Raw genomic sequence first — 11,504 nt, forward strand, 5'->3', positions numbered from 1 at the left:
GTCGCCGGGCGGGGCGGGGTGTGGCAGCATGAGGCACATGACCGCCGCTGTCGTCCGCCGCTTCGTGGCTCGTCGCCACGTCGATTACGGCCGCGTGCGCAGCGCGATCTGTCCGGCCCACTGACGACGCCCGACCCTTCCGTCTCGGGCGCGTACTCGCGCCGGCCGTCATCGACATCGCCGTCCACGGCCCTTCCCAGGGCCGGCCGCCGCGTCCGCGCTCCAGGCACCGCAGCAGACCCATGGAGGACGCCGCGATGGCGGTCAGCAGCACCCCGACCCGTCCCGACACCCCGGCGCCTGCCGCCCGTGCGCCCCGCCGGCCACGCGGCGAGGGGCAGTGGGCGCTCGGGCACCGTGAGCCACTCAACCCCAACGAGCGGATCAAGAAGGACGACGACCCGCTGAACGTGCGGGACCGGATCGAGAACATCTACGCCCACCGCGGTTTCGCCTCGATCGACCCGCAGGACCTGCGCGGCCGGTTCCGCTGGTGGGGCCTCTACACCCAGCGCAAGGCCGGCATCGACGGCGGGCGTACCGCTGTGCTGGAGCCGCACGAGCTGGAGGACGAGTTCTTCATGCTCCGGGTGCGGGTGGACGGCGGCCAGCTCAACCTGGCCCAGCTCCGCGTGATCGCGGACATCTCCCGGGAGTTCGCCCGGGACACCGCCGACATCACCGACCGGCAGAACATCCAGTACCACTGGATCCGGGTCGAGGACATGCCGGAGATCTGGCGCCGGCTGGAGGCGGTCGGCCTGCAGACCACCGAGGCGTGCGGCGACTGCCCCCGGATCGTGCTGGGCAGCCCGGTCGCCGGGGTGGCCCGGGACGAGGTGCTCGACCCGACCCCGGCGATCGACGAGATCGTCCGCCGGTACGTCGGCGACAAGGCGTACTCCAACCTGCCCCGCAAGTTCAAGACCTCGATCTCCTGGCTGGTCGACACGCCGTACGAGGCGAACGACATCGCGTTCCTCGGCGTGGAGCACCCGGAGCACGGGCCCGGGTTCGACGTGTGGGTCGGCGGCGGGCTCTCCACCAACCCGATGCTCGCCAAGCGGCTCGGCGTCTGGGTGCCGCTGAACGAGGTGCCGGACGTGTGGGCCGGCGTGGTCGGCATCTTCCGCGACTACGGCTACCGCCGGCTGCGCAACCGGGCCCGGCTGAAGTTCCTGGTCGCCGACTGGGGCGTGGAGCGCTTCCGCGAGGTGCTGGAGAAGGAATACCTGGGCCGGACGCTGCTCGACGGTCCGGCTGCGGACCTGCCGGCGAAGCCGGTCGACCACATCGGCGTGCACCCGCAGCGCGACGGCGCGAACTACGTGGGCGCGGCCCCGGTGGTGGGCCGGGTCTCCGGCACCCAGCTCGCGCAGCTCGCCGACGTGGTCGAGGCGCACGGCAGCGGCCGGGTGCGGCTCACCCCGTACCAGAAGCTGCTCGTGCTGGACGTGGCGCCGGAGCGGACCGAGGAGCTGGTCGCGGCGCTGCGCGGGATCGGCCTGGAGGCCCGGCCGTCGGCCTGGCGGCGCGGCACGATGGCCTGCACCGGCATCGAGTTCTGCAAGCTCGCGATCGTGGAGACCAAGCGGCGCGGCGAGGAACTGGTCGCGCGCCTGGAGGAGCGGCTGCGCGACTTCGACGCGGACATCTCCATCCACCTCAACGGCTGCCCGAACGCCTGCGCCCGCACCCAGGTCGCTGACATCGGGCTCAAGGGCCAGCTCGTGGTCGGCCCGGACGGCCGGCAGGTCGAGGGCTTCCAGGTGCACCTCGGCGGCGGCCTCGGCATGGCGCAGGGGCAGACCGCCGGCTTCGGCCGCAAGCTGCGCGGTCTGAAGACCACCGCCGAGGAGCTTCCGGAGTACGTGGAACGCCTCGCCCGCCGCTACCTGGCCGGCCGGACCGAGGGTGAGACGTTCGCCAACTGGGTGATCAGAGTCGACGAGGAGGAGTTGCGATGAGCGACGCTCGGTCTGCGCCTCTCTACTGCCCGTACTGCGGGGAGGAGGACCTGCGGCCGCACGAGGCCGGGCACGGCGCCTGGGAGTGCCACGCCTGCGCGCGGGTCTTCACGGTGAAGTTCACCGGCCTGCTGAGCCGGGCGGTGAACCGGTGACCGGCCTGGTCTCCGCCGCCGGCCTCGGGCTGATCGGCGCGGCCGAGCCGGCCCGCCGCGACCCGGATGAGCTGCGCGCGCTGGCCGAGGAGGCCGGCCGGGAACTGGCGGACGCGCCCGCGCTGGAGATCGCGCGGTGGGCGGTGGAGACGTTCGGCGAGCGGTTCTGCGTGACCAGTTCGATGGCCGACGGCGTGCTGGCGCACCTGGTCTCCCGGGTCGCGCCCGGCGTCGACGTGGTGTTCCTGGACACCGGGCTGCACTTCCCGGAGACGTTGAAGGTCCGCGATGAGGTGGCCCGGCGGATGCCGGTGCGGGTGCGCTCGATCCGGCCCCGGATGACGGTGGGCCAGCAGGACGGCCAGTACGGTCCGCGCCTGTTCAACAGGTCCCCGGACGACTGCTGCCAGCTGCGCAAGGTGGAGCCGTTGGAGCGGGCGCTGTCCGGGTACGACGCCTGGGCCGCCGGGCTGCGCCGGGACGAGTCGCCGACCCGGGCGAACACGCCGGTGGTGGGCTTCGACGCGCGGCGCGGCAAGGTCAAGGTGAACCCGATCGCGGCGTGGACGCAGCGGGAGGTGGACGCCTACGTGGCCCGGTACGACATCCCGGTGAACGAGTTGTTCGCCCGCGGCTACGGCTCGATCGGCTGCTGGCCGTGCACCCGGCGGACGAAGGCGGGGGAGGACCCCCGGTCCGGCCGCTGGGCGATGTTCGAGAAGACCGAGTGCGGCCTGCACACCTGAGCGCCGGGCCACCGGTGGTGCTGGTGGCCCACGGCAGCCGTGACCCGCGTGCGGCGGAGGCGACCCGGGCGCTGGCCCGGGCCGTGGCGGACACCTGCCCCGGTCGTCCGGTGCTGCCGAGCTGGCTCGACCACACCGATCCCGGGCCGGCCGAGGTGCTGCGCGGGCTGGCCGCCGCCGGTCACTCCCGGGCGATCCTGGTGCCGCTGCTGCTGACCGCCGCGTACCACCGGAAGGTGGACATCCCGGCGGCGGTCGCGGCGGCCGGCGCGGACATCGAGGTACGGGTGACCGACGTGCTGGGGCCGACCGGCGGCGGGGTGGACGGCGGGCTGCTGGACGGGCTGCGCCGCCGCCTGACGGAGGCGACCGGCCACGGGCCGGGCGGGCTGGACGCGGTGGTGCTGGCGGCGGCGGGCACCCGGGATCCGGCGGCGCGCGCCTCGGTGGGGCGGGTCGCCGCCGCGTTCGGCGCCAGGCTGGGCGTGCCCTGCCGCGTCTCGTACGCCTCGGCGGCGCCCCCGGAGGTCGGCGGCGCGGTGACGCGACTGCGCGAGGCGGGCGCCCGCCGGGTCGCGGTGGCCGCCTACTTCCTGGCCCCGGGCCGGTTCCACGACGGGGTACGCGCGTCGGCCCGGTCGGCCGGCGCGGTGGCGGTGGCGGATCCCCTGACCGACCTGCCGGAGCTGGCGGACCTGGTCCGGCGGCGGGTGGAGGCGGTGACGGGCTGACCCGGTCCGGGACAGCAGAACGCCCCGGCCGGAATCCCGGCCGGGGCGATCAGCGTGTACGGGTCAGGCGGAGTGAGCGCGCAGCACCCGGAGGCCGCCGCGGCGCTTCACCGCGCGACGCTCCTCCTCGCTCATCCCACCCCAGACGCCGGCGTCCTGACCGGACTCCAGCGCCCACTGCAGGCACTGGTCGGTCACGGGGCAGCGCCGGCAGACGGCCTTCGCCTGCTCCACCTGCAGGAGGGCCGGGCCGGACGTCCCGATCGGGAAGAACAGCTCCGGGTCCTCGTCGCGGCAGACCGAATCGTGGCGCCAGTCCATGGCGGCAACACTCCTCATTCTTAGTGGGTGGCCAGATAACGCTTCGTTGCTATTTCTATTTGCGTCCGCATTGCCGAATGGTGACGGTCAGCATCCATCAATTCGGCGCAGCGTGAGCAGGCTGTGGGGTGCCCGGACCTGCTGGAACAGCTCAACCGAACGAGCATATCCAGGCAATGTCCCGGCAACACGAGTTCGCTTGTGAATACTTTCACGAACTACAGCGATGTCAAGGGTGACGCTCGGAAAAACTCCGAACAGTGAGCGGGCTCACCACCCATTTGTCCGGGTTTACCAGGGCTCTGGTTACCCGGCGTGCCACAGTCGATAATCAATGTAGTACGGTCTGCGTGACGTTGCTGACATTTCCGGCACCCTTCCTCGGCGTGGCGGCCACCGCACCCGCGCGGCGGGGGGTCCGCGTCAACCGACTGGGGTACCCGAGACCTAGCAGATTACTCTCAGTGCGGCCGGAACGGATGTGAATCGGACTTTCTCCCGCTCGCCGAGGTAGTCCCCGTCCAGCTGGAACGGCAGCGGCCGGTCCGAGACCAGGGTGAACTCCGCCACGTCGTGCAGTCGCAGCACCTGCTTGCCGTGCGGATCCGGCTGCCGGGAGAAGAACTGCACCGCCGTCCGGGCCGTGCTGGCCACCCGCAGCCGTCGCAGCGCGAGCACGTCGAGCCCGAGGTCGAACGACGCCTCCGGGTTCGGGTTGATCTCCCGGTCGCCCAGGTACGTCCACGGCGCGGTGTTCTGGATGATGGCGGTGGCCAGTTCCGTCGCGGGCGCCTCACCCGGGCGCTCCAGCGTGATCGACGGGTGGCGGCGGTCCGAGCCGACGAAGTACTGACTCGCGGTGGAGCGGAAGTAGAGCGCCGGGGTGGAGACGCGCCCCTTCTTGCGGGCCTGTTCGACCCGGCGGATCACCGCCGCGTCCAGCCCGAACCCCGCGCAGAACGTGAAGTAGCGGTCGTCGGCCCGGCCCAGCCCGATCGTGCGGGACCGGCCCAGCCGCAGCCCTTCCAGGATCATGCTGGTGCCGTCCGGCCACTCCCGGGGCAGCCCGAGCGCGCGGGCGAACACGTTCGTCGAACCGCCCGGCACGGTGGCCAGCGCGGGCAGCCGCTCGGCCGAGGTCTGTCCGGTGCGGAACGTCGGCGGCTCCGCCGCCATCAGGCCGTTCACCACCTCGTTGACGGTGCCGTCGCCGCCGAGCGTGACGACCAGGTCGACGCCCTCCTGGGCGGCCTCCCGGGCCAGGTCCATGGCGTGGCCCCGTCGGCGGGTGTACCGCACCGACAGGTCGACTTCACTGCGCAACGCCCGGACCAGCACGTCCCGGCTGCGCTCGCTGGTGGTGGTGGCCTTCGGATTGACCACCAGGACGGCCCGCATGGGCGGCACTGTACCGCGACTACCCACCGGTATCGTGGCGCCCGTGACGATCGACTCCGACCCGCTCCCCGGCACGCTGCGCGCCGCGGTGCTCCTGCTACGAGCCCAGGCGGTGGCGCTGGGGCTGATCGCGGTGTGGCTCATCTGGTCCGACCTCACCGCCGACACGACGGATCTGACCTCGGCACTGCTGGTGACCGTCTTCGCCGTCGGCGGCGCGGTGGCGCTCTGGGCGCTCGGCGGCGCGCTGTCCCGCCGCCGTGCCGGGGCCCGCGCGCCGGCCATCGTGCTTCAGCTCATGCTGCTGCCGGTCGGCTGGTTCATGATCGAGGGCGGCATGGGCTGGCTCGGCGTGCCGCTGATGGTGCTCGGGATCGGCATGGTCGCGTTGCTGGTGAGCGGTCCGACCAACCGCGCGCTGGGCTTCGGCGAGCCGGCCCGCTGAGCGCAGACCCGGCCCGGACGCCGCCGGGCCGGTGGCGGGAAGAGCCGGTCAGAATCCGCCGGCGCGGCGGGTCAGCAGCGAGATGGTGGCCCGGCCGCCGGACGCGTGGGCGTTCGCCCCGGTGGTCAGCGCGGTGAGCACCTTCCACGCGAACGACGACTCGGACGGGAGCGTGGCGCCCCGGACCGTCGGCACCGTCACCTCGACGGTGAGCGCGTCCTCGGTGACCGCGAAGCGGCACTCCAACTCGGCGTCGCGGGTGGCGATGGCGAGCAGCATGGCGCACGCCTCGTCGACGGCGATGCGCAGATCCTCGATCTCGTCGAGGGCGAACTGGAGCCGGGCCGCGAGCCCGGCCGTGGCGGTGCGGAGCACGCCGAGGTAACCACCGTCGGCGGGCACGGTGAGGTGGACGACGTCGTCGTCGGTCGTCGGGTGCCCGGTCAGTTGAGTCACGGCTCCTCCCCCCGGTGCGGGACTCTACCCGGTCAGGGGGCGGGCCGCGTGGGCACGGCCGTCGCGTGCGTGGCGAGCTCGCGCAACGCGGGCCCGGCCAGCCGGTACGGGGTCCACTCGTCCATCGGCGTGGCGCCGATCGCGGCGTAGAAGCGGGCCGCCGGGTTCCAGTTGATCATCCACCACTCCAGCCGCTGGTAGCCGCGCTCCACGCAGATCGCGGCGAGCGTGGCGAGCAGCATCCGGCCCGCGCCGGTGCCCCGGGCGTCCGGGCGGACGTAGAGATCCTCCAGGTAGATGCCGTGCACGCCGGCCCAGGTGGAGAAGTTGAGGAACCAGAGCGCGAAGCCGACCGGCCGGTCCGACGGGTCGACCGCGACGTGGCCGTACAGCGCCGGGGACGGGCCGAACAGGGCCGCGTCGAGCTGTGCCGTGGTGAGGTGGCACTGCTCCGGCGCGCGCTCGTACTCGGCGAGTTCGTGCACCATGGCGACGACGGCCGGTACGTCCTCGGGACGTACCGGCCGGATCGTCGGAGTGCCGTCGGGCGACGTCACGCCTGCTTGGTCTCCCAGAAGATCTTCGAGATCTCGTCGATCTTCGCCAGCAGCTCGTCGGCCTTGGCCGGGTCGGTGCCGCCCTTGGCGCCGGCCGCGCCGGCCAGCTTGGTGGCCTCGTTGAACAGCTGGTGCAGGTGCGGGTACTTCTCGAAGTGCGGAGCCTTGAAGTAGTCGGTCCAGAGCACCCACAGGTGGTGCTTGACCAGCTCGGCGCGCTGCTCCTTGATCAGGATGGCGCGGGTGCGGAACTCCGGGTCGGTATTGGCCTGGTACTTCTCGCAGATCATTTTGACCGACTCGGCCTCGATCCGGGCCTGGGCCGGGTCGTATACGCCGCAGGGCAGGTCGCAGTGAGCGCTGGCCGTCACCCGGGGCGTGAGGATGCGGGGAAGGCGCATCAGGGTCCTCCATGGGTTGTTTGCGATGATCCAAGACGACATTACTCCTGGAGACGCCCTCGGGGGCTGGGAGGTGACATGGCGCCCACCGGTGAACCCCCGGCTCTGCGCGGCCCGCTGGTGCCGGTGCTGGTGACCGGCCCGTCCATGTCCCCGACGCTGCGTCACGGCGACGCGGTGCTGGTCCGCACCGGAGGCCGGCCGGTACGCCCCGGGGACGTGGTCGTCGCGGTGTTCCGCAGCCGTCCCGACCTGCTCGTCGTCAAGCGGGCGGTGGAACCGCGCGACGGCGGATGGTGGTTGCGCGGCGACAACGAGTTCGTCGCCGACGACTCCCGCGCGTACGGGGTGGCCGACGTCCGGGGCCGGGTGGTGGCCCGCTGGTGGCCGCGTCCGGGACGGGTCAGGGGCAGGTAACGACCGGAGCGGATATGACCCCGCTCACATACTGGGTGCCGAAGCGTGACTATGCTCGAAAAGTGCCCGGGTGACCCCCGCACCGCCGCGCCGCCGGTCGCTGACCACCGCTGACCACGCCGGCCGGTCCGTCTGCTCGACAGATCCTGGAGTCACCATGTCTTCGTCCACCCCGGACCCCGCCGATCCCGTCTTCCGCCTGCACGTCGGCGGCAAGATGGCAGTCGCCTCCACAGTGCCGCTGACCAGCCGCGAGGATCTCTCCCTCGCGTACACCCCGGGTGTGGCCCGGGTGTGCGAGGCGATCGCCGCCGACCCCGCGCTCGCCGACACCTACACCTGGGTGTCGCACACCGTCGCCGTGGTCACCGACGGTTCCGCCGTACTCGGTCTCGGCAACATCGGCCCGCGCGCCGCGCTGCCCGTGATGGAGGGCAAGGCGGTGCTGTTCAAGCAGTTCGCCGGCGTGGACGCGGTGCCGGTCTGCCTGGACACGCAGGACGTGGACGAGATCGTCGCGACGGTCAAGGCGCTCGCGCCCTCGTTCGGCGGGATCAACCTGGAGGACATCAGCGCCCCGCGCTGCTTCGAGGTGGAGCGCCGGCTCGACGAGGCGCTGGACATCCCGGTCTTCCACGACGACCAGCACGGCACCGCGATCGTGGTGCTCGCCGCGCTGCGCAACGCCGCGACGCTGCTCAACCGCAAGCTCGGTGACCTGCGGGTGGCGGTCAGCGGCGCGGGCGCGGCCGGAGTGGCGGTCACCAAGATGCTGATCGCGGGCGGCGTCGACCCGGACCGGGTGGTGGTGTGCGACTCACGCGGCATCATCGGCCGGCACCGCGAGCTGACCGGCACCAAGGCCGAGCTTGCCGAGATCACCAACGCCGAGGGCCGGCAGGGCGACATCACCGAGGCGCTGCGCGACGCGGACGTGCTCGTGGGCGTCTCCGGCGGCCAGATCCCGGAGGCGGCGGTGGCCGGCATGGCTCCCGGCGGCATCGTGTTCGCGCTGGCCAACCCCACCCCGGAGGTGCACCCCGAGGTGGCCGCCCGGCACGTGGCGGTGGTCGCCACCGGGCGCAGCGACTACCCGAACCAGATCAACAACGTGCTCGCGTTCCCCGGTGTGTTCCGGGGCGCGCTGGACGCCGGGGCCACCCGGATCACCGACTCGATGAAGGTGGCCGCCGCCGACGCCATCGCCGGCGTGGTGGCCGAGTCGCTGACCGCCGACGCGATCGTGCCCTCGCCGCTGGACCCGCGCGTCGCACCGGCGGTGGCCGAGGCGGTCGCGGAGGCCGCCCGCCGCGACGGGGTCGCCCGCCGCTGACGTGTACGGGAAGGGGCCCGTCCTGTCGCGTTTCGCATAGGACGGACCCCTTCTTAACCGCTGCTCAGCTTGTTACCGTGCCGATCATGCGTGCTGCCTTCGCCTCGGCCTTCGACGCCGACAACCCGCTCGCCGCGCTCGCCGTCGGCGACCGTCCCGAGCCGACCCACCCGCAGGACGACTGGGTCACCGTGCGGGTCCGGGCCAGCTCGCTCAACCACCACGACCTCTGGTCGCTGCGCGGCGTGGGCCTGACCGCCGACCAGCTCCCGATGATCCTGGGCTGCGACGCGGTCGGCACCGACCCGGACGGCAACGAGGTGGTCATCTACCCGGTGGTGCCCACCCCCGGCGACCCGCGCGGGGTCTCCATCCTCTCCGAGCACTACCAGGGCACGTTCGCCGAGCTTGTCGCCGTACCCCGGATGAACCTGCTGCCGCTGCCCGACGGCCTGTCGGCCACCGACGCGGCGTGCCTGCCCACGGCCTGGCTCACCGCCTGGCGGATGCTGACCACCAAGGGCCGGGTCGCCGACGGCGAGTCGGTGCTGGTCCAGGGCGCCGGCGGCGGCGTGGCCACCGCGGCCGTCGCGCTCGGCGTCGCGCTCGGCAAGCGGGTGTACGCGACCAGCCGCGACGCCGCCAAGCGGGAGCGGATCGCCGAGCTGGGCGCGACCGCGCTGGAGCCCGGCGCGCGGCTGCCGGAGCGGGTCGACGTGGTGATCGAGACGGTCGGTGCGGCCACCTTCGACCACTCGCTTAAGTCGGCCGCCCCGCTGGCCCGGATCGTGGTCTCCGGCGCCACCGCCGGGCACGAGCCCAAGGTCAACCTGCGGCGGGTCTTCGCCATGCAGCTGGAGATCCTCGGCACCTCGATGGGCACCCCGGACGAGCTGACCGAGCTGCTCGCGTTCTGCGCCGAGCACGAGGTGCGCCCGGTGGTCGACCGGGTGGTGCCGTTCAGCGAGATCTCCGAGGCGTTCGCCCGGCTGCACTCCGGTGAGGTCTTCGGCAAGGTGGTCGTCGACCACACCGCCTGACGTCTCAGAGCCGGTCGTCCAGGGTGGCCAGGCCGCCCCGGGCGGCGTCGGCCGGGAGGCGCTTCTTCGCCGCCGGGTCGCCGTAGAGCGTCCAGCGGAGGAACTCGACAGTGGTGTCGGCGACCACGCCCAGCGCCTTGCCGTCGCCGAGCAGCGCCCGGCCGTGGTCGCCCTTGGGCAGGCTGAGCATCGCCTTCGGCCACGGCACCGCGTCGTACACGGCCTTGCCGGCGGCGTACGACACCACCTCGTCGGCCTCGCCGTGCACGAACAACTGCGGCGCGGCGGCGCCGGCGAACGCGGTGCCCACACCGAGCGCGGTGCCGGCGAAGACGATGCCCGCGTCCAGCCGCTCGTCCCGGCCGGCGGTGAACAACCCGATCGTGGTCACACCGCCGGCGCTGTGCCCGGTCGCGGCCACCCGCTCCGGGTCCAGCCGGCCGCGCAGCGGATCGCCCGCCTTCTCGCCCAACGTGAGCACCTGCGTCAGCACGTACGACACGTCGGCCGGCTGGTTGAGCACGTCCAGCGGGTTGCCGTCGGTGCCCCGGGAGGTGTGCGGGAAACGCGGCGCGGCGACCACGAAACCGGCCGCCGCCCAGCGGGTCAGCAGCGCCTGGTAGTCCTCCGGCCACGCGCTCAGGCCGTGGCTGAACAGCACCACCGGGAACCGCCCGTCGGCCGCCGCGGCGGAACGCTCGACCGCGCCACCGGCGGAGCCCGCCGCCGGGTACCAGAGCGTCACCGGCAACGGCCGCTCGCCGTCGCGGTTCAGCTTCACCTGGCGTACGCCGACCGCGAAGCTCTCCGTGGGGGCCTTGCCCGCCGGTACGCGCGGAGCGGGTGTGGTGGTGGTCGGTGGGACGTCGGGTGCGGGCCGCCCGGCCGGGGCGGTGGGCTGCTCCGAGCAGCCGGTGAGGGCGGCGCCGAGCACGGCGGCGGTGAGCAGGGCGGCGGGACGACGGCGCATGAACTCGATTGTGCCTCGCGATTCCGGCCGCCAGGCCCGGTCAGCGCGCCGGGTGACCACCCGCTGACGCCCGGAGACGGGCCAGGTCGGCCGCGTCCTTGGCCCGGCGGGGGCGCTCCGGCATCCAGACCGGGAACATCTCCTTGAACTCGATCTGCGCCGCGACGCTGATCACCGGTGCCGCGAGCGTGCCGATCCGGCCGGGCGGCCCGGCGAGCATGCCGTCCGGCAGGAGCGTGCCCGCCCACGGTCCGGCGCCGACGACGACCCGGCCGTCCGCGTCCCGGTCGAGGTACGCGAAGCTCAGCTCGACGTCGTCGCGCAGCAGGTCGAGCTGCGTCGTGGCGGGCATCCGGGGGTCGGGGCGCCAGCCGAGCGCGCCGAGCCGGTCGGCCAGCGTGTCGGCGTCGCGCCGCCAGCAGTACCAGTCGACGTCGACGTGCGGGCGGGTCACTTCACCGAGGTGGAAGTCCATCGCCCACCCCCCGCGCAGCCATATGTCCACCCCGCAGGCGTCGCACACGTCGACGACCTCGCGGATCGCCCCCAGATGCCGCCCCTCCAGCC

15 protein-coding genes are annotated in these 11,504 nt (G+C 73.1%); 8 read left to right on the forward strand and 7 right to left on the reverse strand.

Going from position 1 to position 11,504, the window contains the following annotated elements; all coding sequences use genetic code 11:
- Positions 1-257: 257 nt before the first annotated feature.
- The 4 genes from EAD96_RS30610 to EAD96_RS30625 are packed head-to-tail and all read left to right on the forward strand — an operon-like array spanning position 258 to position 3,599.
- Positions 258-1,967, forward strand: coding sequence for a nitrite/sulfite reductase (locus EAD96_RS30610; RefSeq protein ID WP_121686685.1), 1,710 nt, complete (start codon positions 258-260; stop codon positions 1,965-1,967).
- On the forward strand, positions 1,964-2,122 hold the full coding sequence (locus EAD96_RS31315) for an IS1 family transposase (protein WP_120573286.1): 159 nt from the start codon (positions 1,964-1,966) through the stop codon (positions 2,120-2,122). Before EAD96_RS30610 ends, EAD96_RS31315 begins: the two co-directional genes overlap by 4 nt.
- Positions 2,119-2,868, forward strand: coding sequence for a phosphoadenylyl-sulfate reductase (locus EAD96_RS30620; protein WP_121686681.1), 750 nt, complete (start codon positions 2,119-2,121; stop codon positions 2,866-2,868). The genes EAD96_RS31315 and EAD96_RS30620 overlap by 4 nt, the downstream gene beginning before the upstream one ends.
- On the forward strand, positions 2,850-3,599 hold the full coding sequence (locus tag EAD96_RS30625; RefSeq protein WP_199733347.1) for a sirohydrochlorin chelatase: 750 nt from the start codon (positions 2,850-2,852) through the stop codon (positions 3,597-3,599). Before EAD96_RS30620 ends, EAD96_RS30625 begins: the two co-directional genes overlap by 19 nt.
- A 63-nt stretch (positions 3,600-3,662) precedes the next feature.
- Here the strand turns inward: EAD96_RS30625 and EAD96_RS30630 are convergent, their stop codons facing one another.
- On the reverse strand, positions 3,663-3,920 hold the full coding sequence (locus EAD96_RS30630) for a WhiB family transcriptional regulator (protein WP_013288358.1): 258 nt from the start codon (positions 3,918-3,920) through the stop codon (positions 3,663-3,665).
- A gap of 447 nt (positions 3,921-4,367) precedes the next feature.
- Complete coding sequence (locus tag EAD96_RS30635; RefSeq protein ID WP_120573289.1) at positions 4,368-5,318, reverse strand: diacylglycerol kinase family protein; 951 nt, start codon at positions 5,316-5,318, stop codon at positions 4,368-4,370.
- 43 nt (positions 5,319-5,361) lie between these two features.
- Here EAD96_RS30635 and EAD96_RS30640 point away from each other — a divergent pair, with 43 nt between their 5' ends.
- Positions 5,362-5,763, forward strand: a complete 402-nt coding sequence (locus tag EAD96_RS30640; RefSeq protein ID WP_120574141.1) for a hypothetical protein — start codon at positions 5,362-5,364, stop codon at positions 5,761-5,763.
- 48 nt (positions 5,764-5,811) lie between these two features.
- On the opposite strand, the gene EAD96_RS30645 is transcribed toward EAD96_RS30640, so the two are convergent.
- From EAD96_RS30645 to sodN, 3 genes are read right to left on the reverse strand one after another with little or no spacing between them, the layout of a single operon-like run.
- Positions 5,812-6,219 (reverse strand): ATP-binding protein, encoded by a 408-nt coding sequence (locus EAD96_RS30645; RefSeq protein WP_047894358.1) that lies wholly within the window; start codon positions 6,217-6,219, stop codon positions 5,812-5,814.
- A 32-nt stretch (positions 6,220-6,251) separates the two neighbouring features.
- A complete protein-coding gene (locus EAD96_RS30650; protein WP_121686683.1) occupies positions 6,252-6,776 on the reverse strand; it encodes a GNAT family N-acetyltransferase in 525 nt (174 codons plus the stop codon).
- Positions 6,773-7,177, reverse strand: coding sequence for a superoxide dismutase, Ni (sodN, locus tag EAD96_RS30655; protein ID WP_013288353.1), 405 nt, complete (start codon positions 7,175-7,177; stop codon positions 6,773-6,775). Before sodN ends, EAD96_RS30650 begins: the two co-directional genes overlap by 4 nt.
- A 78-nt stretch (positions 7,178-7,255) precedes the next feature.
- Here sodN and EAD96_RS30660 point away from each other — a divergent pair, with 78 nt between their 5' ends.
- The 3 genes from EAD96_RS30660 (at position 7,256) to EAD96_RS30670 (ending at position 9,967) form a co-directional block, all read left to right on the forward strand.
- Entirely contained in the window at positions 7,256-7,594 is a 339-nt protein-coding gene (locus EAD96_RS30660) for a S26 family signal peptidase (protein ID WP_120573291.1), read from the forward strand.
- 157 nt (positions 7,595-7,751) lie between these two features.
- Positions 7,752-8,927, forward strand: coding sequence for an NADP-dependent malic enzyme (locus EAD96_RS30665; protein WP_120573292.1), 1,176 nt, complete (start codon positions 7,752-7,754; stop codon positions 8,925-8,927).
- An 86-nt stretch (positions 8,928-9,013) separates the two neighbouring features.
- A complete protein-coding gene (locus EAD96_RS30670) occupies positions 9,014-9,967 on the forward strand; it encodes a zinc-binding dehydrogenase (RefSeq protein ID WP_121686686.1) in 954 nt (317 codons plus the stop codon).
- A gap of 4 nt (positions 9,968-9,971) precedes the next feature.
- On the opposite strand, the gene EAD96_RS30675 is transcribed toward EAD96_RS30670, so the two are convergent.
- Both EAD96_RS30675 and EAD96_RS30680 read right to left on the reverse strand, forming a co-directional pair.
- Positions 9,972-10,937 carry a chlorophyllase gene (locus EAD96_RS30675; protein WP_121686687.1) on the reverse strand — a complete coding sequence of 322 codons (966 nt, stop codon included), beginning with the start codon at positions 10,935-10,937 and terminating at the stop codon, positions 9,972-9,974.
- Between the two features lie 40 nt (positions 10,938-10,977).
- Positions 10,978-11,502, reverse strand: coding sequence for a nucleotidyltransferase domain-containing protein (locus tag EAD96_RS30680; protein ID WP_121686684.1), 525 nt, complete (start codon positions 11,500-11,502; stop codon positions 10,978-10,980).
- Between the last annotated feature and the right edge of the window lie 2 nt (positions 11,503-11,504).

This window comes from Micromonospora sp. BL1, from assembly GCF_003667485.1.
Taxonomy (GTDB): domain Bacteria; phylum Actinomycetota; class Actinomycetes; order Mycobacteriales; family Micromonosporaceae; genus Micromonospora; species Micromonospora tulbaghiae.

Excerpts from the sequence above, each read along its gene's own strand:
- EAD96_RS30610 (WP_121686685.1), top strand. The coding sequence starts at position 258 with ATGGCGGTCAGCAGCACCCCGACCCGTCCCGACACCCCGGCGCCTGCC.
- EAD96_RS31315 (WP_120573286.1), top strand. The coding sequence starts at position 1,964 with ATGAGCGACGCTCGGTCTGCGCCTCTCTACTGCCCGTACTGCGGGGAG.
- EAD96_RS30630 (WP_013288358.1), bottom strand. The coding sequence starts at position 3,920 with ATGGACTGGCGCCACGATTCGGTCTGCCGCGACGAGGACCCGGAGCTG.
- EAD96_RS30635 (WP_120573289.1), bottom strand. The coding sequence starts at position 5,318 with ATGCGGGCCGTCCTGGTGGTCAATCCGAAGGCCACCACCACCAGCGAG.
- sodN (WP_013288353.1), bottom strand. The coding sequence starts at position 7,177 with ATGCGCCTTCCCCGCATCCTCACGCCCCGGGTGACGGCCAGCGCTCAC.
- EAD96_RS30660 (WP_120573291.1), top strand. The coding sequence starts at position 7,256 with ATGGCGCCCACCGGTGAACCCCCGGCTCTGCGCGGCCCGCTGGTGCCG.
- EAD96_RS30665 (WP_120573292.1), top strand. The coding sequence starts at position 7,752 with ATGTCTTCGTCCACCCCGGACCCCGCCGATCCCGTCTTCCGCCTGCAC.
- EAD96_RS30670 (WP_121686686.1), top strand. The coding sequence starts at position 9,014 with ATGCGTGCTGCCTTCGCCTCGGCCTTCGACGCCGACAACCCGCTCGCC.
- EAD96_RS30675 (WP_121686687.1), bottom strand. The coding sequence starts at position 10,937 with ATGCGCCGTCGTCCCGCCGCCCTGCTCACCGCCGCCGTGCTCGGCGCC.